This is a genomic window from Acinetobacter sp. ANC 5600 (genome assembly GCF_002018395.1).
In the GTDB taxonomy this organism is placed as follows: Bacteria; Pseudomonadota; Gammaproteobacteria; order Pseudomonadales; family Moraxellaceae; genus Acinetobacter; species Acinetobacter amyesii.
This window is the reverse complement of sequence record NZ_MVKW01000004.1, coordinates 269,506-286,842: the sequence shown is the minus strand read 5'-3', so window position 1 is coordinate 286,842 and position 17,337 is coordinate 269,506. Positions and strand designations below refer to the sequence as shown.

The 17,337-nt window shown below is 39.5% G+C and carries 15 protein-coding genes; 1 reads left to right on the top strand and 14 read right to left on the bottom strand.

What is annotated here, in order from left to right:
• Positions 1-29: 29 nt before the first annotated feature.
• The 8 genes from B1201_RS10975 to B1201_RS10940 all read right to left on the bottom strand — a co-directional run bounded on the left by B1201_RS10975 (position 30) and on the right by B1201_RS10940 (position 9,987).
• Positions 30-944: an ABUW_2363 family tetratricopeptide repeat lipoprotein gene (locus tag B1201_RS10975; protein ID WP_078193555.1), complete on the bottom strand. Its 915-nt coding sequence runs from the start codon at positions 942-944 to the stop codon at positions 30-32.
• Positions 945-1,050: 106 nt separating this feature from the next.
• Positions 1,051-1,860 carry a serine O-acetyltransferase gene (gene cysE / locus B1201_RS10970; RefSeq protein WP_078193554.1) on the bottom strand — a complete coding sequence of 270 codons (810 nt, stop codon included), beginning with the start codon at positions 1,858-1,860 and terminating at the stop codon, positions 1,051-1,053.
• Entirely contained in the window at positions 1,853-2,695 is an 843-nt protein-coding gene (locus B1201_RS10965; protein WP_078193553.1) for an RNA methyltransferase, read from the bottom strand. Before B1201_RS10965 ends, cysE begins: the two co-directional genes overlap by 8 nt.
• A 51-nt stretch (positions 2,696-2,746) precedes the next feature.
• On the bottom strand, positions 2,747-6,319 hold the full coding sequence (gene dnaE, locus B1201_RS10960; RefSeq protein WP_078193552.1) for a DNA polymerase III subunit alpha: 3,573 nt from the start codon (positions 6,317-6,319) through the stop codon (positions 2,747-2,749).
• 129 nt (positions 6,320-6,448) lie between these two features.
• On the bottom strand, positions 6,449-7,042 hold the full coding sequence (locus B1201_RS10955; protein WP_218956207.1) for a hypothetical protein: 594 nt from the start codon (positions 7,040-7,042) through the stop codon (positions 6,449-6,451).
• A 280-nt stretch (positions 7,043-7,322) separates the two neighbouring features.
• Positions 7,323-8,018 (bottom strand): methionine ABC transporter permease, encoded by a 696-nt coding sequence (locus B1201_RS10950; RefSeq protein ID WP_078193550.1) that lies wholly within the window; start codon positions 8,016-8,018, stop codon positions 7,323-7,325.
• Positions 8,015-9,040: a methionine ABC transporter ATP-binding protein gene (locus tag B1201_RS10945; RefSeq protein WP_078193549.1), complete on the bottom strand. Its 1,026-nt coding sequence runs from the start codon at positions 9,038-9,040 to the stop codon at positions 8,015-8,017. The genes B1201_RS10950 and B1201_RS10945 overlap by 4 nt, the downstream gene beginning before the upstream one ends.
• Positions 9,041-9,114: 74 nt before the next feature.
• Positions 9,115-9,987, bottom strand: a complete 873-nt coding sequence (locus B1201_RS10940; protein ID WP_078193548.1) for a MetQ/NlpA family ABC transporter substrate-binding protein — start codon at positions 9,985-9,987, stop codon at positions 9,115-9,117.
• Between the two features lie 656 nt (positions 9,988-10,643).
• Here B1201_RS10940 and B1201_RS10935 point away from each other — a divergent pair.
• Entirely contained in the window at positions 10,644-10,964 is a 321-nt protein-coding gene (locus B1201_RS10935) for a pyrimidine/purine nucleoside phosphorylase (RefSeq protein WP_078193547.1), read from the top strand.
• Positions 10,965-11,209: 245 nt separating this feature from the next.
• Here B1201_RS10935 and B1201_RS10930 read toward each other — a convergent pair whose 3' ends face one another.
• The 6 genes from B1201_RS10930 to B1201_RS10905 all read right to left on the bottom strand — a co-directional run bounded on the left by B1201_RS10930 (position 11,210) and on the right by B1201_RS10905 (position 17,333).
• A complete protein-coding gene (locus B1201_RS10930; protein ID WP_078193546.1) occupies positions 11,210-11,767 on the bottom strand; it encodes a GNAT family N-acetyltransferase in 558 nt (185 codons plus the stop codon).
• A gap of 19 nt (positions 11,768-11,786) precedes the next feature.
• Positions 11,787-12,614, bottom strand: a complete 828-nt coding sequence (locus tag B1201_RS10925) for a hypothetical protein (protein ID WP_078193545.1) — start codon at positions 12,612-12,614, stop codon at positions 11,787-11,789.
• Positions 12,615-12,702: 88 nt separating this feature from the next.
• Positions 12,703-13,986, bottom strand: a complete 1,284-nt coding sequence (gene purD / locus B1201_RS10920) for a phosphoribosylamine--glycine ligase (protein ID WP_078193712.1) — start codon at positions 13,984-13,986, stop codon at positions 12,703-12,705.
• A gap of 130 nt (positions 13,987-14,116) precedes the next feature.
• A complete protein-coding gene (gene purH, locus B1201_RS10915) occupies positions 14,117-15,691 on the bottom strand; it encodes a bifunctional phosphoribosylaminoimidazolecarboxamide formyltransferase/IMP cyclohydrolase (RefSeq protein WP_078193711.1) in 1,575 nt (524 codons plus the stop codon).
• A gap of 95 nt (positions 15,692-15,786) precedes the next feature.
• Positions 15,787-16,056: a DNA-binding transcriptional regulator Fis gene (gene fis / locus B1201_RS10910; RefSeq protein ID WP_001086304.1), complete on the bottom strand. Its 270-nt coding sequence runs from the start codon at positions 16,054-16,056 to the stop codon at positions 15,787-15,789.
• 392 nt (positions 16,057-16,448) lie between these two features.
• Positions 16,449-17,333: a DUF3426 domain-containing protein gene (locus tag B1201_RS10905; protein WP_078193544.1), complete on the bottom strand. Its 885-nt coding sequence runs from the start codon at positions 17,331-17,333 to the stop codon at positions 16,449-16,451.
• Between the last annotated feature and the right edge of the window lie 4 nt (positions 17,334-17,337).

Here is a 17,337-nt window from a genome sequence, read left to right as displayed (position 1 = left end):
TTTCAAAAGAATTTTTTAAATCGTCAGATTTAAGACGCAGCTTTAGGTGGATTTAAAACTTGCCAAACATTCCAGCGACCTTGCTTTTCAATTTCTTGAATTAAACGATCAGCAACTTCTGCTTCTTGTGGATATTTAACTTTATAGTTCTTTAAAACCTGAATGGCGTTCTTTTTTTGTTCCATGGCAATATAGTTATTTGCTGCAGAAAGATACGCTTCTTGAACACCGGCTTTCATTGCTTTGTCTAAGTATGGAATCGCTTCACGTTGACCACCACCTTCAGATAAACCAAAACCGAACCAGAAGTTTGCTTCTGCATCATCTTGGTTGATTTTTAAAATACGTTGTGCGTAAGTTAATGATTTAGTTGTGTACACAGAACCCAAATCAAGGTTACGTGCCATCACACTGGCTTTAAATGCACGAACTAAAATATCAAAAGAAGCGTTGTCTTTAGACGCAAGCGTATCTAATTTTTGCGTAACTTCCTTGAGTTTAAGCTCAAACCCTTTGCGTTCTTGGCGTTGAACAAAACGTGGTGGATAGTGACGTGCTTTACCTTCAACAAGCTGTAAGAAATCATCAATTTCAGTAATGTCGATTTCATTGTCACCTGCTAAAGCAGCAAATTTCATCGAACGTTCTTTGCTGTCAACAGTGGGGATAATCAGGCGGTTTTCTTCAAGAGTTAATTGCTTAGATGGGTCGGTTGGGCTAGTTACCACCATCTTAGTCACAGGCTGTGCTGCAGCTTTTTGTAAATTTAATTCAAAAGGAGGTGGTGCATCGTAGTTAAATGGGTTGAGTGCGTAGAAAGGTGGAGTCAGTTCAGGCTCTACAAAAATCATGGCATCTTTAGGTGCATTATTCTTAGTTGGGGCGCTTCCACAAGCGGCAAGGGTTAAAGCAATACAAGCAACTGCCAAGGGCTTAAGCGTCATATGATTCATCCATTAAATTTATTTTATAAAAAAAAGCATGTTGGTCAGTCTAAAAAAACTCTGAACAACATGCAAGTTAAAGGCAATTTATTCTGATTGCTTTTGGTTAAGCTTTAGATTGAGTACTTTGAGCTTCGCATTCGCGGCGCACATCTTCAATGATTTTAAGTTCTTCCTGACTAAAAGGTTGTTCATTAAGCTGTTGCTTTTTGAACGTTGGGTCAAGGAGAGACAAACGCTGACACAAATTATTCATACGTTTTTCATTGTGCTGAATACGATCTAACAATACACGCATACCTTCTAACATCGGGTCAGTTTGGTCTTGGGTTGCAGCATAAGGCTGGAAACCAATACTTTCTGCATAGTCGCGACGACGTGTTTCCGCTTCATCTTTTGGTTTATCTTTGGTGATAAAGCGTGCTGGATTGCCCACAGCAGTAGTATTTGCAGGAACTTCTTTAGTCACGACGGCATTTGAACCGACTTTGGCATTTTTACCCACCGTAAATGGGCCCAAGATCTTTGCACCAGCGCCAACCACTACACCATCTTCCAAAGTTGGGTGACGTTTGCCTTTGTTCCAAGTCGTGCCACCTAAGGTCACACCATGGTAGAGGGTGACATCATCACCAATTTCAGCTGTTTCACCAATCACCACACCCATACCGTGGTCAATAAAGAAACGACGACCGATTTTCGCACCCGGATGAATCTCAATGCCTGTGGCAAAGCGGCTAAAAGAAGACAATAGACGAGCTGAGCCTTTACACTCTTTTTTCCAAAGTTCATGTGCCATACGATGCATGATTAAGGCATGAATTCCTGGATAAGTCGTTAAGACTTCGAGTGTATTTCGTGCAGCAGGATCGCGCGCGAATACAGCCTGTATATCTTCTTTGAGCTGCTTAAGCATTAGATTGATCCTCATTGTCTGTAGATTTTTTCCATGTTCCGTTATTTAATGCCTGTACTCGGCTAAAGATGCCACGTAATAAGTGGTATTCCATACGATCTAATTGTATACGTCCAAATAGGCGACGCAAGCGTAAAGGTAATAATCTTGGATTTTTTGGATCCATAAATTCAATCTCTGCCAGCATTTTTTCAATATGCGGGTAGAACTGTTCCATCATTTCATGGGTCACCAAAGGTTCATCCCATTCCATATCGATGTCATCGGTAACATGCATGTTGGCATCAGGATTTGCAGTTAACTCAGTATGTGCAAGGGCGGCCATGCGCATTTCATAGCAAATGACTTGAATCGCTTGAGCAACGTTTAAGACGCCATATTCAGTATTTACTGGAATAGTGACGTGGTAGTTAGCCATTGCCAATTCTTCATTGGTCAAACCACGGTCTTCACGGCCAAACACCACGGCAATTTCTTGCTGTTGTTCACAGACCGCTTTGAGAGACATTTCGGCAGCAGGGCGAGCATCAAGTAATGGCCATGGGATGGTACGACTACGCGCACTAGTACCAAAGACAATATGACAATCTTTAATGGCATCTTCTAATGATTCAACGATTTCAATTTGATCAATTAAATCGACAGCACCGGCAGCTAAGGCATTAATGTCCGGATGCGGGTAAGTCTTCGGTGCAACTAAGACTAACTTTGAAAGTCCCATGGTTTTCATGGCACGTAATGCACTACCAATATTTGCGGGTAATGTTGTGTTCACCATGACAATACGCACATGGGAGAGATGTGCTGAAACCGCAGCATTGTCAGTTTGATTCATGATATTTCCAATATGTTTATTTAAAAAAGCAGTTCAAACAGCGTTTAAACTTTAAGAAAATTGATTGGCTTCTGCTTGGTATAAATCCATGGCATCATCCATGCTCATCCCATCTGGCGGTGGCGGAACCTGCGCAGGAATAGAGGCTTGTTCATAACTTACCGCTTTGGCAGCTTTGGATTTGACATGATATTCGATATGCAAAGATTCTTTGCCGAAGTAGTCACGCAGCTTAGACAGTAATTCATCTAGTGGGGCAACTTTCCAGTTTAAGCCCAAATGAATGTCGGCCGTCGCATATGGATAGTCAATATATAACTGCACAGGGATATGCGTACACATATCGACATTGCAAAAAGGCAGTAAAATATCTTGGATGTCGCGTGATAGCGTTTTACTAAAATGTTCAGGTGTTAATTTAATTTGAATGGCATTGGCACGTTTTTGACGGATTTCATTCAAACTGAAGGCTTTAGTTAAGCGACCCATTGGCCGATCAAAACCTTCACGTTCGTAAATTTCACCTTCAATGACCACCACTTTTTCGTTTTGAATCACATCTTTGAAGCGGTTAAAACGTTCGTGATTCGCAGACACTTCTATACGCGCAGTACCATCATCGAGCGTCACCATCATGCGGTTCGGGAAGTTGGCAACATCGACGACTAGGCCTGCAAATACTGTAGTGACACCACGTCGTGTAGGCGTAAGCTCATTAATGCGCTGTGAAATAAAGGCTTTTAGCTCCGATCGATACACATCGATCGGATGACCTGTTAGATAAAGCCCAAGAGTATCTTTTTCGCCTTTAAGACGAACTTCATCAGACCACGGTTTAACAGGTTTAGAAGGTTTACGCTGAACTTCTTCAACTTCACCAAATAAATCCATCATCCCTGTTTCGCGGTTTGAACGGGCTTGCTCAGCCGCTTGTACAGCTTCTGGCAATTGTGCCATCAAGTCAGCGCGTTCTAATCCTAAACAATCTAATGCACCACCACGAATCAATGCTTCAAGCGTGCGCTTATTGATTTTTTTTAGGTCAATACGATGACAGAAGTCAAACAGATCTTTATATGGGCCATCTTGGATACGTGAGTCAATCACAGACTGCATGGCAGCTTCACCGACACCCTTGATCGCACCTAAACCATAGACGATGGTTTTTGGGTCACTGGCATGGAAATTATATAAAGACATATTGACCGAAGGTGGTAAGACTTCAAGACCATTAATACGACAGTCATCGATCAAGAACACCACGTTGTCCGTGTTCTGCATTTCCGAGGTCATCACTGCTGACATAAATTCAGCTGGGAAATGTGCTTTTAACCAAGCGGTTTGATATGCAACAAGGGCATAGGCTGCGGCATGGGATTTGTTAAAACCATAGCCTGCGAATTTTTCCATATAATCGAAGATATGGTTGGCCGTATCTGCATCAATACCTTTGGTTGCAGCACCTTCAGTAAAGATCTGACGGTGCTTAATCATTTCTTCGACTTTCTTTTTACCCATGGCACGACGAAGTAAATCCGCGCCACCCAAGCTATAGCCAGCACAGAACTGCGCTGCCTGCATTACCTGTTCCTGATAAACCATAATGCCGTATGTCGGTTCAAGGACACTTTCTAGTAATGGATGTAAGTATTCAAACTCGCCACCATGCATACGGTAAATAAAGTCAGGAATTAGATCCATCGGGCCTGGACGGTATAAAGACACGAAAGCAATAATTTCTTCGAACTTACTTGGACGTGCCTCTTTCAGCATTTTTTTCATGCCGACGGATTCAAACTGGAAGACCGCTGTGGTGTTTGCATCTGCGAACACAGCATAGGCAGGTTTGTCATCCAAAGGAATTAAGGAAATATCGACAGGTGTAGTGATATCTGGACGGGCATTAATGTGCTTAATGGCATCTTCGATTACCGTTAAGTTACGTAAGCCCAAGAAGTCGAATTTAACTAGACCTGCAGCTTCCACATCGTCTTTATCGAATTGGGCTACACGGTTAGTTCCATCTGCATCACATAGGACAGCCGAATAGTCAGTTAACTTAGTTGGTGCAATAACCACACCACCGGCATGTTTACCTGTATTACGGGTAATACCTTCAAGTTTGAGTGCCATTTCCCAAATTTCGGCTGCATCGTCGTTATCTGGGTTAGATGGATTGGTGACAATGTCTTTGAGTTGTGGTTCGGCCTCAATGGATTCTTCCAAACTTAAACCTAAAGGCTTGGTCGGAATCATTTTAGAAATACGGTCAGCCAAACCATAAGATTTACCCAAGACACGGGCTACGTCACGAATTGCACCTTTTGCCGCCATGGTACCGAAAGTTGCAATCTGAGAGACCGCATCTCGACCATAAGTGCGTGCAACATAGTCAATAACACGGTCACGACCTGCAATACAGAAATCGACGTCAAAGTCGGGCATTGATACACGTTCAGGGTTTAAGAAACGTTCGAACAGTAGGTCATAACGTAGTGGGTCTAGGTCGGTAATTTTTAAACTATAGGCAACCAAGGAACCTGCACCCGAACCACGGCCTGGACCAACAGGGACGCCATTACCTTTAGACCATTGAATAAAGTCCATGACAATTAGGAAATAACCTGGGAATTGCATGGTCAGGATGATCCCGACTTCATAAGCTAAACGTTCATCATAAGGCTTACGAATTTCTGGCCAGTCGTCACCACGTTGTTCGACAGGGTACAAATGCGCTAAACGTTCTTCTAAACCTTCTTTTGATAAATGTTCAAAATAGGTGTCAATTGTATGACCTTCAGGAATTGGATAATCGGGAAGGTCATGGAAGCCTAAACGTAATGACACATTACAGCGTCGCGCAATGTGATAGGTATTTTCTATAGCCGTTGGAATGTCTGCAAACAGCTCCGTCATTTCCTCGGCAGTTTTAAAATACTGTTCAGGACTGTAATTTTTAGGGCGACGATTGTCACCGAGGACATAGCCATCGGCAATACAAACGCGTGCTTCATGTGCCTCGAAATCTTCTTTACGTATAAAATGCACATCGTTATGAGCAACCACGCCAATGTTAAATTTCTTCGCAAGTTTTACTGCTTCGTGAATAAAGTCTTCTTCACCCGAGCGCTCAGTTCGTGTAATCGCTAAATAAACACGATTGCCAAATTTTTCGACCCATTCAGCTAACAGGGGTTCAGCTTTTTGCGGGTTGGAAGAGCAAAGCATTTTGCCGACATCACTTTGTATACCCAGTAAAACAATCAAGTCTTGGTGTTGATTTAAAATCCAATCTTTTTTTACGCAAGGAATATCAAGCTGTTGACCTGAAATATAACCTTCAGAAACCAACTCTGTTAGACTGCGCCAACCTTTATTGGTCATCGCTAGAAGAGTAGCTTTGTGTTCAGCATCATTCAAACGAATGGTTGAACCAAATATGGGTTTAATGCCTTTATCTAAGCACTTTTTATAGAATTTTACAGCAGCATGTAGATTTGAAAGGTCAGTAATGGCCAGAGCGGGCATTTCATCTGCAGCTGCAGCTTTTACAAGATCAGGTATACGTACAATAGATTCAGTAATGGAAAATTCTGTAAAAATACCAAGATGTACAAAGTGCATAGATGAGTCCCTGCGAAAACAGCTGCTGATTTTAGCATGCTCTGAGATCAAACTTGCGTTTATTGCATGGCTTTATGCAGATTTATAAATTCACTGTTTAAGCAATAAACGCTGTATGACAATCACGGTTTAGCAAGCAATACCTTGATTAACTGAAAAAGCTATTAATTTGCTATTTTTAAAGTTGAAGGCTAGATTGCCAATATAGGGTAAATCATAGTTTTGCGGCTCTTTCAGCACGGATTTGGCATGAGCAGGTGAGAGTAAAATCACATAAGCAATTTCATTGGGATTGGCAGATTTTGCACTTTTGGGAAAGTCTTTTTTAAATTGTAGAAAGTTATATTGGCTTATCAGATGTTTTGACCCAATTTGAATTTTAACGCGTATTTGAGTGGATTTATCCCATTCCATCCAAACATCCCCTTTGGTTTGTCCAAGTTGGGCGAAGCTGCTTTTATTTTTATAGAATGAATCATTTTTAAATTGAGGATTGTCCTCAGCATAAATTTCAAATTTTAGAAATTTACCTTTTGATGTGACATGAAATTCAGTATTGCCGGTACATTCTGAATATTCATATTTAAGCTTTACTGGATTTTTGCTGATTAATGCATTTGCTTTTGATGCAGGCAAGGGTAAGGCTAAGTCAATATCATTTACTTTAATACTAGTCACATAGTCATAATCAGCAATGGATGCAGATGCTGCTGAAGTGATCAATATTGCTGTTGTGAAAAAAGTTAAGCGGAAAATTTTGCTGTCAGTTTAGTTTCCATAGGGAATATAAAATCCTGTTCTTTTGATATTTTGTACTCATTCAAGTTTTTGTAAACGTAATATTGAAGGTTATATTTTAAATTTTATGGTGTTGCTAATTTGCCGTCAAAATAATTTAAAACTAAAAAAATTTGGTTTAATTGCGGCATTAAAAACTAAATTTTAGAATCTAAGAAACTAAAAAGCCCTCCGAGGAGAGCTTAAATATATGAATTATGCAGGCTTAGCGCAGTTTCGATAACCAGTCCCCCAGACTTTGAACAATTTGTACCAAAATCAACAATACAATGACGGTCATGATGACCACGCTACTATCAAAACGTTGATAACCATAAGAAATGGCAAGATCACCGATACCGCCTGCACCTACTGCACCTGCCATGGCTGTTGCACCAATTAAACTAATTGTTGCTGTTGTTAAATTTAAAATGAGAGAACTGCGTGACTCAGGTAGTACAAATTTAGTGATGATCTGCATAGGAGATGCACCCATGGCCTGGGCAGACTCAATAATACCGTCATTTACTTCAAGCAGTGAAGTTTCAATTAAGCGGCCAATGTAAGGGCCAACATAGATTGTGAGAGGAACAATTGCAGCCCAAGTACCAATTGAAGTACCCACAATGACTTTGGTCAAAGGGATGACCGCAATCAGGAGGATAATAAATGGCAATGAACGCAGCGCATTCACAATCGGGTTCAAACCATGGTAGATGACACGGTTAGGCAAAATGCCTTGTGGACGTGAGACATATAAAATCACGGCCTGGATAAAACCCCAAATACAGCCAAAGAGCATGGCAAAGAACACCATGTGAAAAGTTTCTTGTAGGGCAGTGACGAACTGATCCATAGACAAAGAACTTTTCCAAAAGGGTGCTGTAATTTGAGTCAGCCATTGAACAATTAAATCTCTCATTGCTGAACTCCTGCTTGAGTGACTTCAACGCCATGTTGTTCTAAGAACGCCACTGCTTGTAGAATCAATGCTGCATCACCTAATAGCTGAACGAACATTTGTCCAATCACCGCACCATTAATTTCAGTCATATTGGCAAACAAAATATTCAGGCTAATATCAAACTGTTTAATTACCGCTTGAATGACGGTTTCCTGTGCCGAACTGCCCAGAAATTTTAAACAATAAATACTGTTATGGTTTTGATTTTCTAGATTATTTAAAATATTAACAGGGAGCTGTTGCTGCAATACAGTTTGAATAAAATTTTTGGTTGTATTGTGTTTTGGCTGACTAAAAATCTCTAAGGTTGAGCCATGTTCGATGATTTTCCCTTGTTCCATCACCGCAACATAATCACAAACAGATTCAATCACATCCATTTCATGGGTGACCATGACAATAGTAATGCCTTGTTCTTGATTGATTTTCTTTAATAACGCCAATACCGACTTGGTGGTTTGCGGATCGAGAGCAGATGTTGCTTCATCACACAGTAAAATTTTAGGATGATTGGCAAGCGCACGGGCAATCCCGACACGTTGTTTTTGGCCACCAGAGAGCTCATCTGGATAGGCATTTTTCTTATGTTTTAGGTCAATAAATTCGAGCAACTCTTCTAAACGTTTTTGGCGTTCAGCTTTAGACACACCTAAAAGTTTAAGCGGCATTTCAATATTTTCTGCAACTGTTTTGGTTTGCAGTAAATTGAAGTGCTGGAAGATCATGCCAATATTGGTTCTTTCTTGACGTAGCTCTGCCGAATTTAAAGCAGTAAAGTCTTTATCATGAATAATAATTTGCCCTTCACTAGGGCGTTCTAGCAAATTAATTAAACGGATTAAGGTACTTTTGCCTGCACCACTGTAGCCAATTAGACCGAAAATACAGCCATCTGGAATGTCCAGATTAATCTGATCCAGTGCTGTAACGGTTTGGCCTTTTAGCTCAAAATGCTTGGAGATATTTTTAAATTGGATCATAGCGTCAAAAAAGGTTCAGAAATGAAAAAACAGGCAAAGTAAACTTTGCCTGTTTATTTGAAGAAATTATATTACTATTTTGCTTCAGTGAGGTAGCTAGTTGGTTTGTTTACATCAATTTTAGTACCACCAAAATGTTCATCGATGTAAGCTTTAACTGCTGGAGTGTGGTAAAGCGCGCCGACTTTTTGTAGAACTGGGTCATTTTGACGGTCAACAGCAACAGCAAGAATGTTCACGTTCATTTTTGTACTTTGGTCGATTGGCTCATAGTAAACCGCATCTTTCAGTACGTTTAAACCACCTTCCATCGCAAGGGTATTACCCAAAACAATCGCATCAACTTCGTCTTTAACACGAACAGCAGTCGCCATTTGAATTGGTTTGATTACGATTTTTTTCGCATTTTCAGTGACGTCAGCAGGTGTACCTTTTACATCGTCAAAATCAGCTTTAAGTTTGATTAAGCCTGCAGATTGAAGTAGCAACAATGCACGTGATTCGTTTGCGCCATCATTTGGAATCGCAATTGTTGCACCAGTTTTGAACTCTTCAAGTTTTTTGACTTTGCTTGAATAGATACCCATTGGTTCTAAATAAGTTGTCGAAAGCGGTGCGATTTTATCTTTATTGTTGTCATTAAACGCAACCATATAGGCATATGACTGGAATGCATTAACATCAATTTCTTTGTTCGCTACAGCAGTGTTCATAGACACATAGTCAGTAAAGTTTTTCACTTCAAGTTTAATGCCAGCTTCTTTGGTTTCAGGAAGCGTAGCAATATAGCGCCAAATATCAGCATCTGAACCAGTCGAAGCCATGGTAACAGTTTGCACTTCTGCAGTGTCTTTTTGTTGTGCGGCGTCAGTTGCAGGAGCTTCTTGTTTACCACAGCCTGAAAGGCCCACAGATAAACCGAGAACTAATCCTAGGAGCTTTTTCATATATTCACCCGAGTAAATTTATAAAATTAATAAATTCACAAATCATATTATGGAGAGATTTACTTAAGTCTTTTATCAGACAGGCTGATAGATGCTTAATAATTTAAAATGCTACACAGACTTATACAATTAGATCTGAGTCTATTTCCAAATGGGAAAAGATAGCCATTGCAAGCTGCTGTAAACAAAAGATTTAATAAAGCAAATCTCTATATTTCGCTAGGCATCATATCAATTTTTTATTATTCAATATAGTGATTTAAAAAGTTATGCTTAGCACCAAAAATGTATATGGAATATGTTTAATTAAATAATTTAATAAGTAAAAACAATATATTATTTATAATTAAACTATTTAAGTGCGTCATTTGTATAAGTTTAGGTCTATATAACAAATTTTAAAATGTATTGCTGAAAAAATGATAAAAATGAAATAAGTCCTGTCATACACAAAATTTGTAACATTCATATGTGAAAATAACGAAGTGCTTCAATCTAATTTGCATTGAAATCTTTATTGATACATTTACAGTTCAACTCTGATTCATGGTTTTTCAAAATCTTAGATCTAAATCTGAGGAAGATTGAATCCGCTACAGCGTTTAAGATAAACTGCTTAATAATTGATCATAATAAAATGCTATGTGCGGCACGCTATGTTAAATCAGTTTGATTTCGTCTCATTTGTAAAAAAGCCTACGGTTCATTATGGCGGCAGATCGGTGAGCCATGTTTTAAAAATGGAAGATGGTAGTCAAAAAACCTTCGGTGTATTTTTGCCATCAGAGCAACCCATGACGTTTGAGGCGCATGTGAAAGAACGTGTTGAAATCACATCGGGGCAGTGTGTTGTGCAAATTGGGGAGCAGGGAGAGTTTGTTCAATATACGTCTGGCGAAAGCTTTATTGTTCCACAAGATTCTATTTTTAAAGTGCAATGTACTGATGTCGTAGATTATGTATGCCATTTTGATTAAGCATGCTTAAACAGGTTGGAGTTGCTTTAGCATTGTGACTTATGATTTTTACTTCCAAGGCCATAGTAATTGATATGTTTAGAGCTTAACCCCGCACTTAGCGGGGTATTTTATATGATTCAATGAATGATTTAGCTTTCTTATACGAAATCCTACGGTAACTATATTTAAAGTTTTTAACATCACCTATAGTCACTGTTTGGCAGAGTTAATGTGCTTTGGTTTTGCCGTGAATAATTATTGAATTAGCAAAAGGGGATGTGCAAATAATCACTACGCTGTATTTCATACAGCACATGACGGTTTAATGGATGATCCGCTGGTACATGCGGATGATTAAATTCACGGACTTTTTGCATACCAATGCGTTGCATGACATGTTCTGATGGTGTGTTCAAACTTGCTGTAAAGGAAATAACTTTATCTAATCTTAAGTTTCGAAAAGCATGTTTAAGTACAGCTTTTGCCCCTTCGGTGGCATAACCTTGATGCCAATATTGCGGCAGTAAGCGCCAACCAATTTCTGGTGCATCGGCTATTTCAAACTCAGGGGGATGTATATGTAAGCCGATAAAACCAATAAATTCTCCTGTAGCTTTAAGCTCGACAGCATATAAACCCCAACCGCGTATTTCTATTGCATCGTGTAGGCGTTGCATAAATGCAGTGGCTTCGGAAGCATCAAGTTTGTTAGGGAAATAGCGCATGACGTCATCATCTGCACACATTTGGATAAATGGGGCAGTGTCGGAGTCTTTCCATTGGCGGAGGATGAGGCGAGGCGTTGCGATAAACTGATTCATGCTAATTCATCTTTATCTTTTAATTGCTTTCTAATAAATATAGTTCATTAATCAATAAAAATTCACGTATTTGTTGTGAATAAGACTTATCAACTTCACTATGTGCACGTTCATTTCTATAAGCAGTAAATATATTGGTAAATAGACAACCTAGGGCATTTGAAACCTTTTCATTGTTTGTATCCCATGAATAAATTGATTTGCGTTGTTTATCTGAAATGAATGCGGTTTTTAAAAGACTGTTAGAAAACAGACTATGATCATTAATTTTATCTTTGACAATATCTTCTAATCTTGTATATGCCGTTAAGATTGAGTAATTGGGATCATCATTAAATTTAAGAGCAAGATCGAAAATTCGAGAATCAACCAAGTGGAAAGGTAATTCTGTTGGATAGAAACGGTCATTATTGATTTGGTATTCCGTAGTTTTGTAAATTGCATAGATGTATTCGTATATGTTAATTGGCCGTACAACTCTAGCTGTGAACATTGTTTCAAGATCTGCATCTGATAATGAACTATGATTTACTTTCTTCATTAATTTTTCAGAAATATTAATTTCTTCAACTTCTATATTGTGCTTTAAAAGAAGTTGCAGTGATGATGCTAATCCTTTAGGTCCTTCACCAGAATAGCCTGAACTAAAGCCTGATCTGATAATGTAAGTATTTCTATTAGATTTGATTAAATATGCATGTATTTGATTGCAAGATAAAAGTAATGCTTTTTCAATATATGTTTGAGTTTGGAGAATGACACCAATAGCGTCTAAACAATCTTGAGTATAAGGTGTCCCTAAATATTGTATTTCTTCAGATGGTCGATTAAATAAATTAAAGATCATTTTAATAAAGTATTTGTTTGATATTTAATTGAATATATCAAAAAAAAAACCCGCACTCGGCGGGTTGTTTATTTAATTTAAATTAAGATCAAGCATTTTCACGCGCAATTGCGCGGTAACCAATATCTTTACGGTATTGAACACCATCAAAAGTCACTTTTTCGCATAGTTCAAGCGCTTTGGCTTGTGCTTCACCAATCGTGTTGCCTAGAGCAGTCACACAAAGTACACGACCACCAGCAGTCACAATGTCACCATTCTCAAGCGCTTTAGTGCCTGCATGGAAAACTTTTGCATCAGCCATTTCTGTGTCTAAACCAGAAATCACATCACCATTGCTAGAAGTTTCAGGGTAGCCCTTAGATGCAAGTACGATACCTACAGTCTTACGCTCATCCCATTCAGCTTCTGCAGGTAAGTTACCCGCAATACCTGCTTCAACCAAATCAACCAAAGATGATTTTAAACGCATCATAATGGGTTGAGTTTCAGGGTCGCCAAAACGGCAGTTGAACTCGATCACTTTCGGTTGACCTTGTTCATCAATCATTAAGCCTGCGTATAAGAAACCTGTATAAACGTGACCGTCTTTTTTCATACCTTCAACGGTAGGACGCATCACTTCATTCATGGTTTTTTCAAATACATCTGCAGTCACAACAGGCGCAGGAGAGTATGCGCCCATACCACCTGTATTTGGACCTTGATCGCCTTCAAAGATACGTTTGTGATCTTGAGATGTTGCCATTGGTAAAATGTTATCGCCATCAATCATGCAAATGAAAGATGCTTCTTCACCTGCAAGAAATTCTTCGATGACAACACGTGAGCCTGCATCACCAAATTTGTTGCCTGCAAGCATGTCATCAATTGCATCGAATGCTTCTTGATTGGTCATGGCAACGATCACGCCTTTACCAGCAGCAAGACCATCAGCTTTGATAACGATTGGTGCACCATTTTTTTCAACAAATGCTTTTGCTGCATCTACTTCTGTAAATACATCATAGAAAGCAGTTGGGATGTTATGGCGTTTTAAGAAGTGCTTCGCAAATGCTTTAGAGCCTTCAAGCTGTGCAGCAAATTGAGTTGGGCCCCAAATTTTTACACCCGCTTCACGGCAAGCATCCACCACACCATTGACTAGTGGTGCTTCGGGGCCAACCACGATCAAATCAACTGCATTATTTTTTGCAAAGTCGATAATCGCAGCATTGTCTAAAATATTTAGTGCAACATTTTCGCATTTATTTTCAGTTGCAGAACCCGCATTACCCGGTGCTACAAATACTTTTGCGACTTTGTCATCTTGTGCGATTTTCCATGCTAATGCATGTTCACGACCGCCATTACCCAAAACTAAAATATTCATCGGTTCATACTCCATGAATCGAAAATGACATAAAGTCCTCAGCCTAAAAATAGGAGAGGACTTTATGCAAGATTAGAAATCTGTTTTAAACCACATGTATGACTTTGTCATTACATTCTAAGCGCTGTGCTTAGTGACGGAAGTGACGCATGCCAGTGAAGACCATTGCAATACCCGCTTCATCAGCAGCAGCAATTGTTTCTTCATCACGCATAGAACCACCCGGTTGGATAATGCATTTGATACCCGCTTTCGCAGCGTTATCAATGCCATCACGGAATGGGAAGAATGCGTCAGATGCCATTACCGCACCTTCAACCACTAAACCAGCATGTTCAGCTTTAATTGCAGCAATACGAGCAGAGTTAACGCGGCTCATTTGACCTGCGCCAACACCAATGGTTTGACGACCTTTTGCATAAACAATAGCGTTAGACTTAACGTATTTCGCAACTTTCCAAGCAAAAATCAAGTCATCAATTTCTGCTTCAGTTGGCGCACGTTTAGTCACAACTTTAAGGTCATCTTTCGTGATCATGCCTAAGTCTTGGTCTTGAACCAACAAACCGCCATTTACACGTTTGTAATCTAACTGTGCTTTACGTTCAGTGATTGCAGGAAGTTCGCCACATACGAGTACACGTACGTTTTTCTTCGCGCCAGTCACTTCAAGCACGCCTTCAGCAACGCTCGGAGCAATGATTACTTCAACGAATTGACGGTCAACAATGGCTTGTGCAGTTGCAACATCTAATTCGCGGTTAAATGCAATGATGCCGCCGAATGCAGATTCAGGGTCAGTTGCATAAGCTAGGTCATAAGCCGCTTGGATGCCGTCTAAAGATACTGCTACGCCACATGGGTTTGCGTGTTTTACGATCACACAAGCAGGTTTCGCGAATGATTTCACGCATTCAAGCGCAGCATCAGTGTCGGCGATGTTGTTATAAGAAAGTTCTTTACCTTGCAGCTGTTTAGCTGTTGAAACAGATGCTTCAGTTGCCGCTGGGTCTACATAGAATGCAGCCGATTGATGCGGGTTTTCACCGTAACGTAAATCTTGTGCTTTGTTCAATTGTGTATTGAACGTACGCGCAAATTTGTCTGCTTCGCCTTGTTCTTTACCTACGCGAGCGCCTAAGTAAGATGCAATCATGCCGTCATACTGTGCAGTATGTTCAAATGCTTTAACCGCAAGGTCAAAACGAGTTGCATGTGATAATGCGCCTTCAGCTTTTAACTCTTCAACAACAGTTCCATAGTCAGATGCATTTACTACGATACCTACAGATGCATGGTTTTTCGCAGCAGCACGAACCATAGTCGGACCACCGATGTCGATATTTTCAATCGCATCAGCAAGTGAGCAGTTCGGTTTAGCCACAGTCGCAGCGAAAGGATAAAGGTTAACAACAACTAAATCGATTGCATCGATGTTGTGTTCAGCCATCACAGCTTCGTCTAGACCGCGACGAGCTAAGATACCACCATGAATTTTCGGATGTAGCGTTTTTACACGGCCGTCCATCATCTCTGGGAAACCTGTGTGCTCTGAAACTTCAACTACGGCAACATTATTGTCTTTCAACAATTTGTATGTTCCGCCAGTAGATAAAATTTCTACCCCTAGAGCAGCAAGTTCTTGTGCAAATTCAACAATTCCAGTCTTGTCAGACACAGAGATTAAAGCGCGTTTAATAGTCATGATCTTCGTCACAGTTTTCAAGGAACAGATTAAAACAAAATTAGCAAAATGCAGGTTAAAAAAAATGCCTGCGGAAGCCGCAAGCATTTTATCATTTATTCACTCATTAAACCGTGAGCTTTCAACTTTTTACGTAAAGTACCACGGTTTAAGCCGAGAATCTCAGCAGCGCGGGTTTGATTACCACGTGTATATTCAAGAACTACAGATAGAAGAGGCTTCTCCATTTCCGCCAGCACCATATCGTATACCTGAGATGGTTGCTCGCCTTGCAATTGTGCAAAGTAATGGCGAACTGCGCGATCTACGTGAATACGAAGAGCGACATCAGATTGTGCAGTAAAAATAGGAGATTTGCTATTCATGCGAATTAATCCGAAAAATCAAATATCACTTGGGTAAAGTGATTTGTTAAAAGTGGTCTATAAACTTGAATGAACTCCGTTTTAGTTCCTAATGCGGAGTTCTAAAACTTGTACATTACTTGTAGCTTGACACAACTCGCAAAATTGTTCGAAAAATAAGCGTAACAATAGATTAATAATTGTTACAGCCTAAAAAACAAACAAAAAATCTACTCAATACGCAATAAATATTAAAGCGCACGGTTGGGATTGTATTTGTTGTGAAAAATTAGCGAGGAGTTTGCAGCACAAAGCTTTCGTGGCGCGTATCATACCATTGTCTAGGAAAAAGTGAGCAAGAAAACTGCATTTTTTTTATGTTTTTTTTACTTTTTTAATAGGTTTTTCCAATATTAGGGGCGAATCAACTCAATTGAATAATTATCGAAGCTTTTGCGTGCAATTGGTAGGCTAAATTGGAATTTAAAAGGACTACTTTTTGGGATCCGTTGGATGCCATGCAGACTTTTGTCCAAATACTCTTCAGGTAAAAGCGTATAGTTTGCTATTTCAGTACCATTTTCTTTTAGTGAAATTTTCATATTGGGTAAGGCTAGGCTACGGTCATGAAAATTGATCATTTCACCTGTAAAAAGTGTTTCATTATTTCCAATGCTACGAATTTTGACTTTTTTGGTACTAATTAAACTGTAATGTTCCTCTAGGCGTGAACAATTGAATACATCACAGACCGCAGTAAATGCAGCACCCATCACTGGACTGTTTTTTAAATATTGTGGATTGAACCAGAAAAATTGGAATATAAGTGCACCAAATAAGAAGGCATTAATACAGAACCACATAAAATAGTTAAGTGGTGTACGCTTTTTATCTTTTTCAGCTTGTTCTGCCCAATTTACAGCAGGAAGGTTGCTGATCGGTTCGGTGCTGAAATAATTTAAGTTATTTAAATAGGTTTTTAGATCGATATTAGAGTTTTCGACTTTTTGATCAAATAGTTTTAATAAATGGTGGGTTGGTGTTTCTTCAACAGTCACTGGTGTAAGCGTATTATTAAATTCGCTGACATTAATAATAGTATTGGAGTTTTTTTGCGGTGCATTTTCTTGCTCAGGGGTAGAAAAAGACAACGCTTTATCTACCACCAAATGAGACAGTGCATTAAAAGATGTAGAGCACTTTGGGCAACAAACCATGCCCTGAGCGACAGTAAGCTGCGGAACAGTTACTTTATATGTTGTAAAACAAGTTGGGCAGTTAGTTAATTTGTCGCTCATAAGT

Coding starts and splice junctions, on each gene's coding strand:
- fis (WP_001086304.1), bottom strand. CDS start 16,056: ATGAATAGCAAATCTCCTATTTTTACTGCACAATCTGATGTCGCTCTT.
- cysE (WP_078193554.1), bottom strand. CDS start 1,860: ATGCTTAAGCAGCTCAAAGAAGATATACAGGCTGTATTCGCGCGCGAT.
- purD (WP_078193712.1), bottom strand. CDS start 13,986: ATGAATATTTTAGTTTTGGGTAATGGCGGTCGTGAACATGCATTAGCA.
- B1201_RS10950 (WP_078193550.1), bottom strand. CDS start 8,018: ATGAGAGATTTAATTGTTCAATGGCTGACTCAAATTACAGCACCCTTT.
- purH (WP_078193711.1), bottom strand. CDS start 15,691: ATGACTATTAAACGCGCTTTAATCTCTGTGTCTGACAAGACTGGAATT.
- B1201_RS10965 (WP_078193553.1), bottom strand. CDS start 2,695: ATGAATCAAACTGACAATGCTGCGGTTTCAGCACATCTCTCCCATGTG.
- B1201_RS10930 (WP_078193546.1), bottom strand. CDS start 11,767: ATGAATCAGTTTATCGCAACGCCTCGCCTCATCCTCCGCCAATGGAAA.
- dnaE (WP_078193552.1), bottom strand. CDS start 6,319: ATGCACTTTGTACATCTTGGTATTTTTACAGAATTTTCCATTACTGAA.
- B1201_RS10925 (WP_078193545.1), bottom strand. CDS start 12,614: ATGATCTTTAATTTATTTAATCGACCATCTGAAGAAATACAATATTTA.
- B1201_RS10975 (WP_078193555.1), bottom strand. CDS start 944: ATGACGCTTAAGCCCTTGGCAGTTGCTTGTATTGCTTTAACCCTTGCC.
- B1201_RS10940 (WP_078193548.1), bottom strand. CDS start 9,987: ATGAAAAAGCTCCTAGGATTAGTTCTCGGTTTATCTGTGGGCCTTTCA.
- B1201_RS10905 (WP_078193544.1), bottom strand. CDS start 17,333: ATGAGCGACAAATTAACTAACTGCCCAACTTGTTTTACAACATATAAA.
- B1201_RS10935 (WP_078193547.1), top strand. CDS start 10,644: ATGTTAAATCAGTTTGATTTCGTCTCATTTGTAAAAAAGCCTACGGTT.
- B1201_RS10945 (WP_078193549.1), bottom strand. CDS start 9,040: ATGATCCAATTTAAAAATATCTCCAAGCATTTTGAGCTAAAAGGCCAA.